We start from the raw sequence: 19,935 nt of genomic DNA, 5'->3' as shown, positions 1-19,935 counted from the left end.
GCTTCCCGAAAATTTATTTTCTCCTCCCTTGGGGGTAGCCTTTCTTTTTTGTCACTAGTGATAAAATACCGGGCATGAACAGACAGGAGTTTTTTTCATTGATTGATAAATGGATGGAAGGTTCCGCGAGCGAGGAAGAGGTGCAGTCGCTGATGAATTACTATCATAGTTTTAAATCCAGCACCAACTGGGATGAATCACAGTTGGGGGCTAAATCCTTACTGGAAGCGGAAATGGAGCAACAGCTCCTGGAAGCTATCCGGGCGCCCCGTCCGGACGCCACACCGGTGAAACGCATCTGGTGGCCTAAAATAGCCGCAGCTGCTGGCTTGTTGTTAGTGCTGGTGACTGGTTGGTGGTACTTCTCCGCCAAGCCGCCCGAAGGAACTGTGGCGGCGCTGCATGTGATTACGACCAAAGCAGGAGAACATAAAAAAGTGAAATTACCCGATAGCACTACCGTGTGGCTGAGTCCTTCGTCTTCCATTTCCTATACCTCCGTTTTTGATATCGGCAGCCGGGACGTGGACCTGAGCGGGGAAGCCTTTTTTGAGGTGACCACGGCGGCAGGACATCCTTTTATCATTCATAGCGGTATGGTGTCTACCCGCGTATTGGGTACTTCTTTTAATGTAAAAGCCTTTGAGACGCAGCCGGATGTGGCCATCACCGTATTAACGGGGAAGGTGTCTGTAGCCAGCGGAAACGCAGCAGTACCGGTATCTCCCAGTGAACGGGCTATATTCAGCAAAGCAACCGGTAAAATCATCACAGAAAGTGGGGTAGATACAACAGTTCTGCTGAACCGCAGAAAAGGTATCCTGAAATATGACGGCGCCGGCATACCGGAAGTACTGGCCGAACTGGGATATTATTATGATGTAAAGATTGAAATAAGCGGAAAAACAACCAACTGTTTTTATTTCGGAGAGTTTAATACCAATAGCACATTAGAGAAAGCATTAAATCAATTGTGCCTGTCGCTCAATGCCACGTATGAGAAGAACGGCACCAAATACCTGATCAGGAAAGAAAAAGAATGCTAACCACGATGAAATAAACTGCGATATGTTGAAAACAACGCCACCAACTTAAAAAAGAGCCTCCCCGGAGGGAGGCTGAAAGTTAAGTCTTAATGCTAGTATGCCACACTGGCCTGGTAACCGATGGCAGCTAGTTTTTACTCAACCTTAATCTACGTAAAAGTATGAAAAAATGTGTACCTGTAATAGGCATGCTAATGAAAATGTCATTGTGTATTGTAGCTGTTGTATGTAGTACCACACTCACGCTACTGGCCAAACACACCGAAGCGCAACTGCTCGAAAAGAGAATTACCCTCAAAGTGGAAGGGGGTGCATTGCACGATGCACTCGACGAGATTGGCGCCAGCGCCAATCTCTCTTTCAGCTATGCGGTTAACAAAGAAGTGTTTAATAGTGCGGTAACGATCCGCGCAAAGCACCAGAAAGTCGGCAATGTCCTGAAAGAGCTACTGGCGCCGTTCTCCCTGGAATATTTTATTGCTGATGACAAAATCATCATCCGCCGCAGCAATGAAATGGTTGCCAATACATTGCTGGAAGCCGTGGATGGACTGCTGTTTAAAGACCTTCGTGGTAAAGTAGTGAACGAAAAAGATGAGCCTTTACCAGGTGTCACCATCCGTGTAAAAGATGCGTCTATGGCTACGGTGTCCGACGCAAAAGGTGACTACGTATTAAAGGGTATCCCTGAAAATGCAGTGCTGGTCGTATCTTTTATGGGCTATAATACCCAGGAGATTGCCAGTGGTAAAGACACCCAGCTGCGCATCGTACTCACGGAAGACACCAAAAAACTGGGAGAAATCGTGGTAGTAGGATATGGCTCCCAGAAAAAGACCAGTCTTACCAGTGCCGTAGCTACCGTAAAAGGTGCTGCTGTGGCAGAAAGACCGGTACCCAACGTAGTGAATGCTTTACAAGGCCAGGTACCTGGTTTGTTTGTACAGCAAACTGACGGGATGCCCGGTACCAATAACAACAAACTGAATATCCGTGGTATCAGCACGCTGTCGAATAACCCGGTGCTGGTACTGATCGACGGTGTGGCCGGTCAGCTGGAAACGGTGAATCCACAGGATATTGACAACATCAGCGTACTGAAAGATGCTTCTGCCACTGCTATCTATGGTGCACGTGCATCCGGCGGCGTAATCCTGGTAACTACCCGCAAAGGCAATCAGAACAGCAAGCCTTCTTTATCGTACGATGGTTATGCCGGTGTGCAACAGCCTACCTACCTGCCCAAGCTGGTAGATGCGGTGTCCTTTATGCGCAAATGGAATGAATCACAACTGAACGATAACCCGGATGCCACCGTGCGTTTTTCGGATGCACAGATTGAAAAGTACGCCAGCGGCGAACTGCCCAGCACCGACTGGATCAGTGCCATCTTTAAGAAGAACGCATTACAGATGCAACATAACGTTGGCATCTCCGGAGGAACAAAAAACACCGATTACTTTGTTTCCCTCGGTTACCTCAAACAGGAAGGACTGGTACAGGGTGTGATGAATGAAAGATTTACTTCCCGCATCAATGTGAATACACAGATCCTCGACAACCTGAAATTTGGAATCAATACGGTATACATGAATGCGCCGAAAAGCTTTGCCGGCGCGGGTATTTTCGGTACTGCCATGCACTGGGCATATATCCTGAATCCCACAGAATGGCCCTATACTCCGCAGGGACGCGACCGTAGCTATCGTGGCGGTTCCCAACCGGTAGCTATTATCAACAACGGTGGATTCGAAAATTACAAGGATAATTACTTCAATACCAACATGACGCTGGATTACGGTATCACGAAAAACCTGTCGGTAAAAGGACAGTATTCCTACAACAGCCGTGACATCAAACATAAAAGATTTGAGGCTACCTATAAACTGTACGACGACAACGAAAACCTGGTGACAACACAACAATCACCCAATGCGTTGTTCGATGATTATAACACCGCCATCAATCAAACCTTTATCGGTACCATTAACTATGGGTTCCAGAAGAAGCAGCACGACTTTAAAGCACTGGCAGGTTATAGCCAGGAAAGTATGAAGTATGATTCCTATTCCCTCGGTCGACGTGATTTCCTGAACAACGATATTCATGTGATCAACGGGGGGAGTATGAATAAAGACCAGTGGAGCACCGGCGGCGGTGCCTATGAATGGGCAATCCAGTCGATGTTTGGCCGCTTGTCGTATAGTTTTAAAGACCGTTACCTGGTGGAAGTAAACGGCCGTTATGATGGTTCCTCCCGTTTTAAAAATAACCGCTGGGGTTTCTTCCCATCCGTATCTGCCGGCTGGAGAATTTCCGAAGAAGACTTCCTGAAAGGATCAGCCGCTGTCAGCAATCTGAAATTACGCGGTTCCTATGGTAAGGTAGGTAATCAGAATGCAACGGGATCGGATACACGTGGTATTTATTCCTGGGCCAGCCTGATCGGTACCGGCAATACTTATTTCAATGATAAAGCGCAAACCACTACTTTTTATAACAACACTGCCAATCCTGATCTTACCTGGGAAGAAAAAGTAACTGGTAACATCGGTGTAGACGCCGGTTTCCTGGATGATAAATTTACCCTTACCGCAGATGTATTTAAAGAGAAGACCACCGGTATTTTATTAACACCCAGCGTGCCTTCTACCTTTGGCCGCGATGCACCCGTGATGAACCTGGGGCGTATGAGCAACTGGGGATGGGAAGTATCTGCCGGTTACCAGAACCGCGACCGTGCCTTTAAATACGGCGTGACAGCGAACATCTACGATGCGCGTAATAAGATCCTGGACCTGGGCGGCACGCCGGATGTACTGGCCGAAAACCCGGTGATGGTAGGACAAGCCCGCTGGACCTGGTACGGCTATAAAGCAATCGGGTTGTACCAGTCGGACGATGAAGTGAAAAACTCACCCACCTACAAACCGCAAAACAAAGCAGGCGACATCAAATACCAGGATACCAACGGCGATGGCAAAATTACGCCGGAAGACCGTGTAGTGCTGGGTGATGCCGATCCGCATATGATGTTTGGGGTGAATGCGAACTTCGCATGGAAGCAGTTCGACCTGATGATGCTCTTCCAGGGTGTGCTGAGAAACAAAACCTATCTGACCGATTATGCCGTGCGTCCGTTTAACTATGGCGGCACTTTTACCACCGACCTGCTGGACTCCTGGACACCGCAGAACAGGGATGCCCGTTATCCGCTGATGCGCCAGGACCAGAGCGTGAACTACGAATTTTCTGATTGGTGGCTGTATGATTCAAAGTATGTGCGGTTGAAGAACCTGCAACTGGGTTATAATGTACCACAGCAGATTTTACAGCGTGCAAAGATCAGCCGGCTCCGTCTGTATTTCATGATGGAAAATGCGCTGACCTTGAAGTCGAAACGTTTCCCGAAAAACTATGATCCGGAAATCGACAACTGGCAGTCGGGCGTAAACTTCCCGCAAATGAAGACTTACACCCTCGGCCTGAACCTGAAATTCTGATGACGCTCACCTGCAAAACAACGACCACATGAAACGACTACATCTTTTTATATTAGGCGCCTGCAGTTTATTGACTGCCTGCTCAAAAAATTTCCTGGACCGCGCTCCGCTGGACCGCTATTCCGACGACACCTACTGGACCACCGAACAGGATGCCGTAAAATTTGCTTCCCGGGTATATGAGTTCCTCCCTTCCGCCGATTTTTTTGTTTGTTATGAAGCCATGAGCGACAACGCTTTTTCCAAAACGGCTTCCTGGGGAAATACGCTGCGCAATGCACAGCTGATCGGTAACAGCACCTTTGTGGTGACTACCGGTAATCTCGGTGATGAGTGGAGATATGACCAGGTGCGGCATTGCCTGGAATTCCTCCAGAAGGTAGACCGGGTACCTGATATGAACGAAGCGTTGAAGAAACGTTTGAAAGCGGAAGTAAAAGTATCGCTGGCCTATCGCTACTTTATCATGGCGGCTCTTTTCAGGGATGTGCCTTTGGTCATGCAGGTATTTTCTACGCCCGCAGAAGCTGATGTGCCGCAGGATAAAAAAGCAGCGGTGATAGCACAGGCCATCAAATGGCTGGATGAAGCCGCACCGGATCTGCCAGCATCCTACACCGGCGACGATAAAGGCCGCTTTACCCAGGGTGCCGCCTGGGGTCTGAAAGCCCGTATCCTGCTATACAACGGCGATAACCAGGGCGCTGCTGCAGAAGCAAAGAAAGTGATCGACAGCAAAGTATATTCCCTGTACCCTGATTACTACAACGGGTTTCAGCTGGAAGGCGATTATTCTGCCGAGAGCATCATCAGCTACATTCATGTAAAGGAAGTAAGACAAAACGGCCTGCGTGATATTGCCGGTGTGAACTCTGTTTCCGGTGGTACACTGTACCTGAATCCTTTGCCATCGCTGGTAGATGATTATGAAAGCGCCGCCGGTTATTATCCTTACACCAAAGATCCCGCGTATGATGTGCATGCACCCTGGAAGAACCGTGATCCGCGTTTGAATGCCACTATCTACTACCCCGGCAGCATCCTGGCCAATGACAAAGTGTATGATCCGATCAATAATACGCTGGACAAAATAGGCGGTGATAAAGCCACGTATACCGGTTACGCATTTAAAAAGATCTTCGATAAAACAGATCTCGAAGCACGCGATAATGGCGGCAACGACTGGAAAATTCTGCGATATGCGGAAGTGTTGCTCACTTATGCAGAAGCTGCGAACGAGGCGACTGGCCCATCTGCCGATATTAACACTGCGCTGAACGATATCAGGCGCCGCGCACATATGCCGGATGTAGCCACCACTTTTGCGCTGAATGGCTGGACGATGAATAAGGAAACGCTGCGCACTTTTATCCGTCATGAACGCCGGATTGAACTGGCAGGTGAAGGACACCGTTATTTTGATATCCTGAGATGGAGAACCGGGCAGCAGGTATTAAACGGACCGATCTATACCCTGGATGCTTCTGCCGGATTAACAGACATTCCGGCTACAGGTGGAAAAACCAACGTATATCCTAAAACGAAACTGGAAGACCGCTACTTTAACAGTGATAAATTTTATGTGTGGCCTATTCCGCAGGGTATCCTGGATCAGGCCCGGAAGCTGCAGCAGCAGCCTGAATGGAAGTAATTTTTTATTCTTTATATTTTAACTCGTTAGCTTGTGAAAAAGAATCTGATGATCCGTGTTTTTGCCGCTTTGCTGTTATTGACAACAGGAGTGGCCAGGGCGCAACAGCAAAGTTCGTTGCATCAGTTGCAGCAGCAGTTTGTAGACCTGCGTTTCGGAATGTTTATCCATTTTAACATTCCTACTTTTATGCCGGATGACTGGGCAGACCCGGAAGCATCGCCGGCGATTTTCAATCCAAAGAAACTGGATTGTAATCAGTGGGCGACTGCAGCAAAATCGGCCAACATGACCTATGGTTGCTTAACCACCAAACACCACAGCGGTTTCGCCATCTGGGACACCAAAACCACCCCTTACAACGTGATGAACAGTCCGCTGAAAAGAGATGTGGTAAAGGAATACACCAATGCTTTCCGCGCCAAAGGCCTGAAAGTAATGTTGTATTATTCTATCCTGGATACGCATCATAAAATCAGACCGGGACAGATCACCAAAGCGGATATTGCAATGATCAAGGCGCAGCTCACCGAGTTGCTCACCAACTACGGCGATATTACTGCATTGATCATTGATGGCTGGGATGCACCATGGTCCAGGATTTCCTACGATGACGTACCGTTTGGGGAAATTTATGGTCTCATTAAAAAATTGCAGCCTAATTGCCTGGTGATGGATCTGAATGCTGCGAAGTATCCGGCAGAAGCACTGTTCTACACGGATATTAAATCCTATGAGCAAGGCGCAGGTCAGCATATTTCTACCGACAACAATAAGCTGCCGGCGTTATCCTGCCTACCCATCAATACCGCCTGGTTCTGGAAGTCAGATTTCCCGACCACGCCGGTAAAAACGGTGGATAGGTTAGTGAATGAAAACATTGTCCCTTTCAACAAAGCCTGGTGTAATTTCATTCTGAACGTAGCGCCGAACCGCGATGGATTGATCGATAACAATGCGTTGGAAGCACTGAAGCAGATCGGCAAGCAATGGAAGAATGATGGACCAGTAGCACCATTACCGGCGTATGCATCTCCCATTATTTCCTCCAATATCGCCAAGTTCCAGCCTAGTAATTCCAGCTGGAGCAATGATATGAACATTATGGACTTTGCAAACGACGATAGCTTCAGAAGCACATGGCAGTCGAATCCGAATGTAAAGCAACCCTGGTTTGAAGTGGAGTTCAATAAAGAGCAGGGCTTCAACATGATCACGATCACCGAGGATAAAGTGCGTATAAAAAAATACAGGCTGGAGTATAATGAGGATGGCGAATGGAAGCCATTGCCTCAGGAAGGGGATCATGCAGGACGTGTGCATATTCACCGCTTCCCGAGGGTATGGGGAAATAAAGTAAGGATACTGATAGACGATTACACCGAAACGCCTGCGATTGCAGAGTTTGGCGTGTATAACGAGAAACGCTAGGCAGGAATAGTTGCCGGCTGCTTTGTTCAGGAAGAGAGCCTTCCTGAGTAAAGCAGCCGGTTTTTTTATTTTTTCTCTTCATGATATTCCTGCTCGGTATTGATGGACCAGATATTTGTTTTGGTAACGATACCATTGGTAATATTATCTACCGCTACCATGGCGGTGAGCATGGAGTGATCGGAATTGTTGTATTTGTGCATTCCGTTGCGGCCTACAAGGAAAAGGTTTTCGAAGGTGTTGATATAGTCTTTCAGTTCTTCGAACCGGGCATAGGTGCCCCAGTAGGCGGGATAAGTTTTTTCCATCCGGAGTACGGTGGCGTCGAGTACGTCCGATTGTTGTGCCAGTCCTATTTTACAGAGTTCATGGATGGCGGTCTGCCTGATTTCTTCATCAGTGAGTTCCCAGAAATCATCTCCTTTGTTGCAGAAGTATTCCATGCCTACCCAGGTGGTATCGGGGTCTTTCACCATGTAAGGGCTCCAGTTATTGAATAATTGGAGGCGGCCTACTTTCACATCTTTTTCCTGGATATAGATCCAGGTATCTTTTAGCTCCAGTGGTTTGTGCTCTCCTGTTTTTTTATCTTCGAAGCTGAGGTTTTTTAGTAAGATGCCGATGGTGATGAAATCCCTGTAATGTAATCCTGCCGCAATTTCCTTTACATTGGCGGGAACATTTGTTTCGAGGTCGGCTACCAGTTCTTTGATGGGCATGGTAGAGAAAAAGTAATCGCCTTCCAGCAGGATGGTTTCGCCGGTGACGCGGTCGAATGCTTCGATGGCCGTGATCTGGTTGCCGTTGGCATGGATCTTTTTTACATCGTGCTGCATTAATACGGTACCGCCTTTGTTGATCACCTGGTGGGCTACTTCTTCCCAGAGCTGGCCGGGACCATGTTTGGGATAGAGGAATTGTTCGATCAGGCTGGTTTCCACATTTTTCTGTTTGAGATCTTTCGGTTTACCGGCTTCTATGGCGGATTTCACGGCATGGGAAATCGCTTTTCCGATGGAGATACCTTTGATCCTTTGCGCGCCCCATTCTGCCGAGATGGCTTTACAGGAAACACCCCAAACTTTTTCGGTATAGTCTTTAAAGAAGAGATGATAGAGGGTAAGTCCGAAACGGTTTACCATAAAATCTTCCAGCGATTTTTCTTCTTTCCTGGGGAAGATCTGTGCCCAGAGGTAAGATACCATGATACTGATGGTGGTGGTAAAGCCCAGTTTTCGCAGTGTATCTACCGACAGCTGAATAGGGTAGGTAAAGAATTTATGCAGGAAATAAATGCGGGAAAGGCGTTTTCTTACCAGCATAATGAGGTCGGGATCGGTGGCTACCAGGGTATCGGTATTATTGTCGCTGTTGCGGGTGGCTTTTACTTCCCTTGTTTTTTGCTGGTAACTGATAGAGAATATTTCCGCAGCTTCTTTATCGAGCGGCATCATACTCATCCACCAGTCCATGACACGGTCCGACTTGGAGAAGAAGCGGTGTCCTCCTATATCGATGCGGTTGCCTTTATAATTTACTGTTTTGGAGATACCGCCGATATCTGTGCTTTTCTCCAGCACAATGGGGATGATACTGCTGCGTTGTAAGAGTTCATAGGCAGCGGTGAGGCCTGCCGGGCCAGCGCCAATGATAATAGCTTTCTTTTGCATGAGCGAATGAGGTTATTGAATAAATGGTTCTGAGGTGAGCTGTGATTTATTTTTCTGAAACGGCCTGTCGGAGAGGCATTCCCCGGGCAAAAAAATGGTGGAAGCTGTGAGTCACTGGCATAGTAAAAATGGTTTTATCGCAGGTATTTCCGGCAAGGGAATTACCTGATTTGAGGGTGTATATATAATATGGGTTAGCAGCAGAAATGAAGGCTGCCCGCACTATACAAGTATAGGAGTAGTTACTGAAATGCGACGGCAGCCGTAAATGTTAACGGCTTAGAATTTCCATTTATAAAAATTGAGGGGAACGTTTTTTCCTTCACTGATGGTGATATAGCCGCTGTTGTCGGGGAGAATGGCGATTCCTTCTCCTTGTCGTTCGGGAAAATAAGGCAGTTTTTTAGCGGCTTTTGACATAGCAGTTTCCACGCTTTCATTGGCATTGCGATGCCAGTAGTAAACGGTGGTTAATGTTTTGATCACAATATGGTGACCGTCTTTAGAAATATCTCCGGAAACGATCCAGGTATAGGGGAGTTTGATTAATTTTTCGAGGGTTACTTTATCACCGTCTTTAAAAGACACGGTGCCGGCTTTATACAGGCTGATTTCTTTTTCTCTTTTGCTGAGGATGTAAATTTGCTGGCTGATGGGGTCTACCATCAGGGATTCGGCATCGCGTGGGCCGTTGGGGTATTCGAGGGTGAGTACATCCGGTGTGATTTTGACATGTTCTTCGGGTAATTGTTCCGGTTCCGGAAAACGGTAAATGCGGATATGCTTACGGATGCCGTTATTATCGCCGATATCGCCCACATACACATAATGTTTCCCTTTTACCGGTCCGATGCCCTCAGCAATATCTTCCCAATCGCGGTTGCTCACATCTTCCAGTTTTACGGTACTGATCAGCTCTGCTTTACTGTTAAGCAGGAATACTTCCGGTTTATTGCCGCTGTCGTTATGCGTCCAGTAGCATCCTTTCAAGGGCACACTGGCTGCAATACCAGAGGCTTCGCGGATGTTGTCGGAGGAAACATTGCCCAATACCTGTGGAGCGACGATCTGGGCGAGCGTAGTGAACGGAATGAGCAGCAGTAATATGGAGAAGGTGATGTAACGCATGCGGTAAATTACGGAAAATTATACGGATAACATCAAAGCCCCAGTTCGAGGAAGAATGCCTGCTTGTAATTTTTTCCGATTGGAATTTCCCGTTCTCCAATGAATACGCGGTTGCCCTCTATCCTGGATATCTTTGATTTATTGATGATAAAGGAGCGGTGTACTTTTATAAACTGCCGGGAGGGTAACAGCTTTTCCAGGCTTGAAAAATTAGTGGCAGTAAGAATTACCTGGCCTGAAGTAAAGATTTTTGAGTAGTTGCCATTGGCTTCAGCCAGCAACAGATCTGCGTATTCAATCCGGTAAATTTTTCCATCGGTTTTAATAAACACATAGTTTTCTTCTCCGGTATTTTTTTCGTTAAAACGGGGAGCAGGAATATTTAATTTGTCAGTGGCTTTATCGACTGCGATCATGAAACGTTCCAGTGAAAAGGGTTTTACAAGGTAATCGCATACGGCGAGGTCGAATGCGGTGGCGGCATATTCTCTGAAAGCAGTGGTCATAATTACCTGTGGCTGCTGCTTAAGTGTGCTGAGAAAACCGATTCCATCCAGTACGGGCAGCTGCACGTCGAGGAAAAGAATGCCGACCGCCGTGGTTTCCAGTATCTTTTTTGCTTCAAATACATTTCCACAGACAGCTATTACACGAAGCGCAGGTAAATGACTGCAATAGGTAACCAGTAACTCCCTGGCTAGGGGCTCATCATCTACAATCAGGCAATTGATGACATCCATTTTATTTTGCTTTTAATCGTAGGGTGATACTATATTGTTCTTCCTTTTTCTGTTGTTCCAGCGTATATGCGTCCGGGTATAGAAGATTGAGCCGTTTTATGACGTTATCTATTCCCTGACCCGAATATCGTTTATTATCTGTTTCTTCCGGACGAGGTGCTGCATAGCTGTTTGTTACCTGGAAGCAAATGGTATCGTATTCCACTTTTGCTGTAATGCTGATCTGAATTTTCTTTTCCAGGGAATTGCGTGCATGTTTAAATGCATTCTCCACAAATACGATCAGCACCATGGGAGCTATTTTCACGGACTCTTCTCCCGCATTTAAATCTACAGACAATAAAAGCCGGTCGGATGAGCGGATATTTTCAAGTTCTATATAATTCCCAATATAGGTGAATTCTTCTTTTAAGGCGACCAGTGGCTGACTGGCCTCGTAAACCGAATAGCGGAGCAGGTCGGACAGTTTGAGCAGCAGTCCTGGCATGGCGGCAGGGCGGTTTACTGCCAGGCTGTACATGTTGTTCAATGTATTGAAAAGAAAATGCGGACTTACCTGCGACTGCAGCATGCGTAGTTCACTGCTGGCTTTTTCTTCTGCCAGCCGGAGTCCATTGATTTTTTCCCGCATAGCGCTGCGGATGGCGGTAATGACGAAACCAGCGAAAATAAGCACAAATACCAGGCAGCCGATGTTGATGGCAGATTCTATCGCATGGTTCATCGCAAAAACCGGTACAAAGAAATAGTTATAGCCCAGCAATGCGGCAAATGTATATAGCAGGAGGGCTGATAGAGTGACCCCGATGGGCTCTTTCCATCTGCCCGTCAGCAGCCATTTTCTGAAGATCCAGCGGCCGGTGTAAATACAGATAATCACAAACGCATAACAAAATAATACGGAAGGGATAAGGCCAGCCCGGCGTGAGATCAGTGGAATACAGGCTGCTACCAGGAAAAGGAGGCCGCAGAAGAGCAGGTGTAACCGGTTCCCCTTTTCAAAAATTAAAGCGATATATGATAGCATTTGTTTCATAGGTGAAAGATCCTGAATCGGGCGTTAAATGGAAAAATTTACTGTTGAAATAACCACTACACCTGTCGAAAGGCAGTTAACGCAGGACGAGTAGGCTGGTCAGGCCAATCGCTATTTCCAGCGGTTCCGCATGTACGTTCGGCATTCTTATTTCCTGTAGCGCCACCTCGTTTCCAAATTTACAACAATAAAAACAGGAAGTTATGTCATTAGTGATCAGTCATCTTTCCAAAACCTATGCAGGCGGTGTACACGCCCTGAAAGATATATCGTTGACCCTGCAGCACGGCATGTTCGGTTTACTGGGACCAAATGGCGCAGGTAAATCTTCGCTTATGCGAACCATTGCAACATTGCAGGAGGCCGATGAAGGCAGTGTTTACCTGGATAACCTGGATGTACGCCGGGATCAGACAAAGGTGCGCCAGCTATTAGGTTATCTGCCCCAGGAGTTTGGCGTATATCCCAAAGTATCCGCAGAACATATGCTGGATCATATTGCCCGGTTGAAAGGAATTGGTAACAAAACAGAACGAAAAGACCTGGTGGTATCGCTACTGGAAAGTGTAAATCTGCTGAAAGACAGCCGGCGGCCACTGGGTACCTATTCAGGTGGTATGAAACAGCGCTTTGGTATTGCACAGGCACTGATCGGCCATCCCAGGCTGATTATAGCAGACGAGCCCACTGCCGGACTGGACCCCGCAGAGAGAAACCGTTTTTACAATGTACTGAGCCAGGTGGGGGAGCAGACTATTGTGATACTTTCCACGCATATTGTAGAAGATGTGAGCACGCTTTGTTCACACTTTGCTATTATCAGCGAAGGGGCACTCCTATATACCGGTGAGCCTGAGAAGGCTGTTTACAGCATGAACGGAAAGGTATATTCAAAGGAAATAGGTAGCACGGAGTTACCCGCTTACCGCGAAAGATATCACGTTTTATCTACCCAGCTGAAAGCAGGTAAACGTTACATCCGGATCTGGCATCCCCACTCACCTGGCAACGGTTTTGAAAGTGCGGCGCCTACGCTGGAAGACGTCTATTTTAGTTTTATCTCCGGGTATCCTGTTAATCCACAAACACCACGCTATGTTTGTTGAAATATTTTTATTCGAAATCCGCCAGCGGTTCCGTCAACCTGCTATCTATATTTATTTTGGCGTGACCTTTCTTTTTATGTGGATCACTTTTGCTACCGGCTCTCTGCCACTGGGCGAAAAGGAACATATCAATGCTCCTTTCCTGATTGCACTGGCCAGTGCCGGTGTCAGCATGCTGTTGGCACTGGTAGGTTCTTCCGTAATGGGGTTGCCGCTTTATCGCGATATTGAATACCGGACGGATGAATACTACCTGAGCTATCCGCTCACCAGGGCAGGATATTTCTGGGGGCGTTTTGCAGGGGCCTGGACCAGTATGTTTTTTATTGCACTGGCCATTCCTGCGGGCATTTATCTCGGGGCTACAACAGGCCCCTGGATGGGATGGCGGGATGCAGGGCAGTATGGTGCGGATAAACTCCTGCATTACCTGCAGCCTTTTTTGATCATCGTGCTACCCAACCTGTTTTTTACTTCTTCGCTTTTTTTTGCCCTGGTGGTGCTGACACGCAATATCAAGGTAATTTATAGTGGAGGAATCCTGTTGTATCTCTGTTATTTTCTTTCCTTCTTTTTCTTTCTCAATGATGGAAACGGCACAGTGGTGAATCTCGCAGATCCGTTTGTTATCAATGGAATAAAGTGGCAGAATAGCCAGGCAACAGATCTGCAGCGGAATACCATGTTAATTGCCTGTTCCGGTACTTTTTTGCTCAATCGTATCCTCTGGGCGGGAACTGCATTGGTGATACTCCTGTGGGCTTACCGGCGATTCCGTTTTGAACGTTTTTTTAACAAGGGAGATAGGAGCGTACTATTGCCTGTTGAGCCACGGGATAACACCAAGTCTTTCCTGAATGGCCCACAGCAGGTATTTGATAGCGCTTATCACCGGAATACCCTTTGCCGCCTGGTGAAAATGGAACTTTCCAACCTGGTGAATGATAACTATTTCTGGGTCATTTTTTTAAGTGGTACGGTATTCCTGGCATTCTCTTTCTGGATGGGACATTCTCCTTATGGTGTGCCTGATCTGCCCAGAACTGTTACACTGTTTGCCATTTTTAACGAAGCATTTCCATTTTATATTTTTATTCTCTTCCTTTTTTACACAGGTGAAATACTGCACCGGGAAAGAATTCAGGGCTATGCTGTGATTTACGATACTTTACCGCCTCCTAACCGCATTTTATGGGGATCAAAATTAATAACGTTACTGATATTGGCAATTATGCTGGCGGTTATTCCAGCAGTTTCGTCTTTGGGAATACAGGTAGCGAAAGGTTTTTATCAATTTAATTTACAGATGTATGGGATTCAGTTGTTCCTGATACTGCTACCGCAATTGCTGGCGATGGTGGTATACTGTTTTGTGGTGCATGTTATGGTGAACCGGAAATTTTCCGCGCACAGCATCGGATTATTTTTATGGCTGCTGATTTTCTTTCTCAGGAAATCCGGCACTTTTAATTATCATCTTTTGTTATATTCCTATACGCCTTCCTTTACCATATCCGACATGGACGGACTTGGACATATGATAAAACCGGTGACATGGTTTAACATTTACTGGACATCGTTTTCGGTTTTATTGGTTATAGTAGCGGCACTTTTTTATGTAAGGGGCATGCCCCGGTCTTTTAAAGACAGGTGCCGGGCAATTCCGGAGCGGTTTACCCCGGTCACTAAAATAGTGACCATTTCCGGTGCGTTATTCTTTGCTGGTGTAGGTGGTTTTATTTACTACCAGGTGAGTTACCTGAATGAATATCTTACCAATGGGGAGATGATTGCCAGGAAGATACTGTATGAACATACCCTGAAACGCTATGCTGGTATGCCACTGCCCAAAGTGACGCGTATTGTGCTCCGCGCAAATCTTTTCCCGGATAAACAAACTGCCGTAGTGGATGCACAGGTAACGCTGGTGAATAAAACAACACAGGTTATTTCCGGATTGTTGCTGGATGGAGAGGAACTGACAGATTATACCATCAGTAATAAGGGAACACCGTTGTCGTATACCTATCCGTTACGTTACAGGCGGGGTCTGTTCAATTGGTTCAGACCTGTTACTGAGCCGGCAAAGTTCCGCCTGTATCGCTTTCCGTCAGTATTGGTTCCCGGCGATTCAATGACGCTGGATGTTCACTCCGTGACGATGCACCGGGGATTTGAAAATGACTTTTATGCCCCCGATCTGCTGCGGAATGGCACGTTCTTTTCCGGCGGCTTACCAGGAATGGGCTACGATGAACAGGATGAAATAAATAACCCCTTTGAAAGAAAAAAATATCACTTACCACCCAAAAAAAGTGAAGAAGATATTGCGCAAAATGATCCGATAGGCATCAGCACATTAAAGTCAGGTGCGGGTGCAGATTTGCTGGAACTGGATATTACAGTGGGTACTTCCGGTGATCAGACAGCACTGGCCCCTGGCACCTTATTGAAAGAATGGACCGAAAACGGGCGGCATTATTTTCACTATTCTCAGACTAATCCTGGCATGTACGCCCCCTTTGCCATACTCTCTGCCAGGTACGCCGTTTTGCATGACACGATACAATCAGCACATCCGGTAAGTATAGACATCTATTATGACCCTTTGCATGCGCGTAATATTTCCCGCTTCCTGACGGCGTATAAGGACGGCCTCCGCTATTTTGAATCCATCTACGGACCTTATCCCTTCTCTGGTATCCGTCTCGCTGAAACAAATGTATATCTCAATAAAATATCTTCGATGACCACCCTCGATGGTTATGCAGAAGATTTTGCATGGAATGCCGGGTTTAATGATCCTGTTTCTTTTGATTACACTTATTTCAGGACAGCAAGATGCCTGGCACAGCAGTGGTGGCGGTTTCAGGTAGCTCCAAACAGTACTACCGGTTCATTGATGATATCAGAAGGGTTATCGCTGTACAGTGCGTTGGCCCTTGAAGAAAAAAAGCTGGGTAAACACAATATGAGAGATATTTTATTAGATCAGTTGAGAGATTACTACTATCAGAGGCGACGTCTGGAAAAACCCGAGCATCCGTTACTTACCATGAACCAGCCATTTGAGGAAAAGAAAGCAGGCGTGGTATTGTACGGATTAAAAGATCTGATGGGAGCAGACAGCTTCCATGCCGCACTCCGTGATTTTAAAGAGGAATATGCTTTTAAGGCTGCGCCTCCGTTTGCCGGCAGTAATGATTTATACCGGGTGCTTCGCAAACATGTACCGGACTCCCTGCGTTATTACCTGGAAGATAGCTGGTTGAAAATTACTTTATACAACAACCGTGTATTGGCAGCTACTGCTATACCAACAGGTAACGGAAGCGACTACCTGGTTACGCTTGAAGTGGCCGTGAATAAAATATACCGGGATAGTACAGGTAAAGATCTGCCGGCTTCCGGTATCAATGATTACGTGGACATTGGTGTATACACATCGCAAGCTGAGGAAGGGCGAAATGAGCATATCCCCCTATATCTGAGAAAGCACCGGCTTACCGGCGGCGTACATACGTTGACAGTAGTTGTACACGGAAAACCTGTTTATGTGGGTATTGATCCGAATGCGGTATTAATTGATCAGTCTCCTGGAGATAATCTGATGAATATAACCTTTAATTCCAGGTGATGTTTTTTTCATGTATATCAGATAAATAAACCTACTTCTGTGGTGGGTTTATTTATTTGAAATGCGCGTTTTTATAGTTTTTCCAAGGTCTGATTTTGCCTTGATCCGTTTCATCATATAGGTCAGCCCGGGATCTTTTACTTGCCTGCAGATAGAAGCTAGACGCTCAAATAGCTTCTGGTCAGCGAACAGGTCGTTTTTCTCCCTGTTATTAATTCAAGGCTCCGGAAAACTTAATTTATATGATGGCTAAAACATAGCGGTAAGGAATTCTTCAGCGTGTAGCGGCTAGATGATGACATGTTATTTTTAATTGTAGGTGATAAAGTAAAGATACGCGCAGATACAGTGCGCGGGTAAGCTGCAATTTTACAGGAATAGTTAACCATATCTTTATTTGTTATGCCCACATTCAATACAATTGCCGATTTAAGAGGCATTGCGACACCGCCTGTTGCCAATGATCTGTACACCGTACTTGGTTATGATACCCCGGGAGATGGCGGCGGAGGAACTTTTCACTGGGATCCGGTATCCCTTGCCGCAGACGACGGCGGAGTTATTATTAAAGCCAATCTATTCCAGAATGGTCGCTGGAAGCGGGATTATGACCCTGCCAGCGGACCGGTGAACCTGTTATGGTTTGGTATGAAGTATAATAATAGTCAGCCGGCGCTAAACAATTATAATACGCTGATCCGGATGATCAATGCAGGATATGAGATCCTGATTGCGGATACTGTTTATTTTGAGCCACCGGGAGCGGGACAGGCGATTACTGCTGATAAGATTATATTGTCGGGAAACGGACAGACGTCGAAGGTGCTTTTTATTAACCCTTCTGGCACCCGGACCCTGTTTCTTCTTTCTGCAACGTTGCAGGAGTTTTCTGTCACTAATATCGTCTGGGAGAATACCTCGGGTCTCGTGCAGTTTTTTATTAGTCAAACCCATGCTACGTTTATCAGCAAAATTCAGATCAGCGACTGTGTATTTACCGGTAATTTTTCCTGCCGCCTTTATGGAAATGGGTTTCCTGTGGGAACTGCCGGCGCAGGAACGGTGATGATCAGTAACAATGAGATCAGAAACGCAGGAAACACCTGGTTTATATTCACGGATTGTGTGTATGAAAGCTTTACCATACAAGGTAACCACCTCTATGATATGCTGGAGAGTTTCGTCAGTGACGGGATCACAAATCTGGATGATGTGGCAAGAATGGAATTGATCCGTCAGCATAAAAAATTACTCACAGTAGAAAACAACACGCTCATCAATGGCGTGGCCACGATAAAAACGGAAGGGACGAATACGTATTATGTGTTTGTGCTCACGGAAGCCGACAACTGTGTGTATGAACACAATCATGTGGAAGGTCTGAAAGCTACCTATGCCGTTGCCCTCTACGATATTTATATGTCCAGTGATAAGGGAACTTACCGGTATAATACCTACAAGAACAACCTGTGTTTCGGACCGGCCATCAACGAAGGCGCCAAAGCTTTTTTTAAAGGGAAAGCCGGCACCAGTAAAGTGGTGGAGAATAGTACCTTCCTGATTGAAGAAGCGTTTGTAACAGGTATGCTGGCTGCCAATCCGGCGCTGAATCCGGACAACGCCTGGATCAGCTATGCCTCCTTCGATACAGCGGCCATAAAAAACAGCAAGATCTATTTCCGTAAGAATCAATTTGATGCTTATTATCTGAACAATACAGTGCTTGTCAACAAAGAATTCCTGCATTATGAGGTAAATGATAATTCATTCCGGTTTAACCGTTTGGCAGGCCCATGGCTGTTTGCAGACAATAGTACCGTTTCTTCTCCCAAACAGATCCGCCACTTTATTTTTGATAATAACACCATTACAAAATATGGAAATGGCACATGGGGAGGTCAGACCTTTATTTTGCAGGGAAAGAATGGTACCGGTATTATTCAGCCGGAGAAAGATGAGATTCATCTGTCTTTGAATAAAAATACATTCACAGGGTGGAATGGTTCAGTCATCACTACTCTGGCAGCTAATAGCCTTGTCATGAGTGATAACAATATAGATGCACCTTTACAGGCCATTGCCAGCACTACTTTCTGTGCAGCCACTTATATGGAAGATATTTCAGGTACCAATAATCAGTTGAAAACACAGTCGTTTGAGCCATCGGATCTCAGGACAAGGAGCTATTTTAAGAAGTCGGATGTTGAATTTATTTTTGACATAAAGGATGGAAAACTGTTGAGTGGTACCGGTATGTGCGTAATGCCGGTAGCCTACAATAAAACTTATATGAGGAAGTTTGAATTAACTTCGGCTGCATATGGTACGAAGACAGCTGAGTACAGTTTGAGCCTGGAATGGGAGGCTGCTACTTCCAGGAACTATCTTTCGTACCAGGATCTGATTACAGGGATAAATCACCGGGTGCTGATGGGGAATCCGACCATATTGGGTAATGGAACGGCTAGTCATAACGTATTAAATATTGCTGGTGTGCAGAATGCCAGGCTGCAATTGCTGGCTAGCCAGGATACGGTATTGCTGCATCTCAGCCTGCCAAAGGGAGATCATCTGGTGAAGATCAGGCAAGTGGAGGCGCTGGTGCCGTGAGAATGAGGAAGAACTCATTGGTGCAGGTATTATTGCTATTATTCGACGCATATTTTGCGTCGAATAATAGCAATAAGCAGATAATCTGCTGTTCATAAATTAATGACTTATGGAAAAGAAAAGGCTTCGGGAGGCCGAAGCTCTAGTGATGTGCTGGCGTGAGGACCATATAAAACGAAGAAACCCACTCATAGAGCGGGCTTCTTCGTTTGTTGCCTGACCTGGATTCGAACCAAGACAAACAGAGTCAGAGTCTGTCGTACTACCGTTATACTATCAGGCAATAGCAATTCAGGACCGCGAAATTAGAACTTTTCACATAATTAACAAATTTTAACCCCCTTTTTTTATAAAAAATTTCAGCGTTAAGTGATTGA

General features: G+C 46.2%; 11 protein-coding genes and 1 tRNA gene. 7 read left to right on the top strand and 5 right to left on the bottom strand.

What is annotated here, in order from left to right:
* Positions 1 to 74 precede the first annotated feature (74 nt).
* From BMW79_RS31090 to BMW79_RS31075, 4 genes are all read left to right on the top strand, one after another.
* Entirely contained in the window at positions 75 to 1,046 is a 972-nt protein-coding gene (locus tag BMW79_RS31090) for a FecR family protein (protein WP_089902802.1), read from the top strand.
* A 194-nt stretch (positions 1,047 to 1,240) separates the two neighbouring features.
* Positions 1,241 to 4,549, top strand: coding sequence for a SusC/RagA family TonB-linked outer membrane protein (locus BMW79_RS31085; RefSeq protein ID WP_177192402.1), 3,309 nt, complete (start codon positions 1,241 to 1,243; stop codon positions 4,547 to 4,549).
* 28 nt (positions 4,550 to 4,577) lie between these two features.
* Positions 4,578 to 6,200 carry a RagB/SusD family nutrient uptake outer membrane protein gene (locus BMW79_RS31080; RefSeq protein WP_089902797.1) on the top strand — a complete coding sequence of 541 codons (1,623 nt, stop codon included), beginning with the start codon at positions 4,578 to 4,580 and terminating at the stop codon, positions 6,198 to 6,200.
* A gap of 33 nt (positions 6,201 to 6,233) precedes the next feature.
* Positions 6,234 to 7,631, top strand: coding sequence for an alpha-L-fucosidase (locus BMW79_RS31075; protein ID WP_245752755.1), 1,398 nt, complete (start codon positions 6,234 to 6,236; stop codon positions 7,629 to 7,631).
* Positions 7,632 to 7,696: 65 nt separating this feature from the next.
* On the opposite strand, the gene BMW79_RS31070 is transcribed toward BMW79_RS31075, so the two are convergent.
* The 4 genes from BMW79_RS31070 to BMW79_RS31055 form a co-directional block, all read right to left on the bottom strand.
* On the bottom strand, positions 7,697 to 9,301 hold the full coding sequence (locus BMW79_RS31070; protein WP_089902790.1) for an NAD(P)/FAD-dependent oxidoreductase: 1,605 nt from the start codon (positions 9,299 to 9,301) through the stop codon (positions 7,697 to 7,699).
* Positions 9,302 to 9,580: 279 nt separating this feature from the next.
* The gene (locus BMW79_RS31065; RefSeq protein ID WP_089902788.1) at positions 9,581 to 10,429 is read right to left on the bottom strand and encodes a hypothetical protein; all 849 of its coding nucleotides are present in this window, start codon (positions 10,427 to 10,429) and stop codon (positions 9,581 to 9,583) included.
* Positions 10,430 to 10,461: 32 nt separating this feature from the next.
* On the bottom strand, positions 10,462 to 11,169 hold the full coding sequence (locus BMW79_RS31060; RefSeq protein ID WP_089902784.1) for a LytR/AlgR family response regulator transcription factor: 708 nt from the start codon (positions 11,167 to 11,169) through the stop codon (positions 10,462 to 10,464).
* A 1-nt stretch (position 11,170) separates the two neighbouring features.
* Positions 11,171 to 12,196, bottom strand: coding sequence for a sensor histidine kinase (locus tag BMW79_RS31055; RefSeq protein ID WP_177192401.1), 1,026 nt, complete (start codon positions 12,194 to 12,196; stop codon positions 11,171 to 11,173).
* Positions 12,197 to 12,408: 212 nt separating this feature from the next.
* Between BMW79_RS31055 and BMW79_RS31050 the strand changes: the two genes are divergently transcribed.
* The 3 genes from BMW79_RS31050 to BMW79_RS31040 all read left to right on the top strand — a co-directional run bounded on the left by BMW79_RS31050 (position 12,409) and on the right by BMW79_RS31040 (position 19,558).
* Positions 12,409 to 13,311, top strand: a complete 903-nt coding sequence (locus tag BMW79_RS31050; RefSeq protein WP_089902778.1) for an ABC transporter ATP-binding protein — start codon at positions 12,409 to 12,411, stop codon at positions 13,309 to 13,311.
* The gene (locus tag BMW79_RS31045; protein ID WP_089902775.1) at positions 13,301 to 16,948 is read left to right on the top strand and encodes a hypothetical protein; all 3,648 of its coding nucleotides are present in this window, start codon (positions 13,301 to 13,303) and stop codon (positions 16,946 to 16,948) included. Before BMW79_RS31050 ends, BMW79_RS31045 begins: the two co-directional genes overlap by 11 nt.
* Positions 16,949 to 17,350: 402 nt before the next feature.
* On the top strand, positions 17,351 to 19,558 hold the full coding sequence (locus BMW79_RS31040; protein ID WP_089902772.1) for a hypothetical protein: 2,208 nt from the start codon (positions 17,351 to 17,353) through the stop codon (positions 19,556 to 19,558).
* 212 nt (positions 19,559 to 19,770) lie between these two features.
* Here the strand turns inward: BMW79_RS31040 and BMW79_RS31035 are convergent.
* A tRNA-Gln gene (locus BMW79_RS31035) sits at positions 19,771 to 19,841 on the bottom strand.
* Positions 19,842 to 19,935: the final 94 nt, after the last annotated feature.

Source organism: Chitinophaga arvensicola, assembly GCF_900110835.1.
GTDB classification, from domain to species: domain Bacteria; phylum Bacteroidota; class Bacteroidia; order Chitinophagales; family Chitinophagaceae; genus Chitinophaga; species Chitinophaga arvensicola.
The sequence above is the reverse complement of the archived record's forward strand: the minus strand, read 5'-3'. Positions and strand labels throughout refer to the sequence as shown.

Coding starts and splice junctions, on each gene's coding strand:
- BMW79_RS31040 (WP_089902772.1), top strand. CDS start 17,351: ATGCCCACATTCAATACAATTGCCGATTTAAGAGGCATTGCGACACCG.
- BMW79_RS31090 (WP_089902802.1), top strand. CDS start 75: ATGAACAGACAGGAGTTTTTTTCATTGATTGATAAATGGATGGAAGGT.
- BMW79_RS31070 (WP_089902790.1), bottom strand. CDS start 9,301: ATGCAAAAGAAAGCTATTATCATTGGCGCTGGCCCGGCAGGCCTCACC.
- BMW79_RS31065 (WP_089902788.1), bottom strand. CDS start 10,429: ATGCGTTACATCACCTTCTCCATATTACTGCTGCTCATTCCGTTCACT.
- BMW79_RS31080 (WP_089902797.1), top strand. CDS start 4,578: ATGAAACGACTACATCTTTTTATATTAGGCGCCTGCAGTTTATTGACT.
- BMW79_RS31045 (WP_089902775.1), top strand. CDS start 13,301: ATGTTTGTTGAAATATTTTTATTCGAAATCCGCCAGCGGTTCCGTCAA.
- BMW79_RS31085 (WP_177192402.1), top strand. CDS start 1,241: ATGAAAATGTCATTGTGTATTGTAGCTGTTGTATGTAGTACCACACTC.
- BMW79_RS31060 (WP_089902784.1), bottom strand. CDS start 11,169: ATGGATGTCATCAATTGCCTGATTGTAGATGATGAGCCCCTAGCCAGG.
- BMW79_RS31050 (WP_089902778.1), top strand. CDS start 12,409: ATGTCATTAGTGATCAGTCATCTTTCCAAAACCTATGCAGGCGGTGTA.
- BMW79_RS31055 (WP_177192401.1), bottom strand. CDS start 12,196: ATGCTATCATATATCGCTTTAATTTTTGAAAAGGGGAACCGGTTACAC.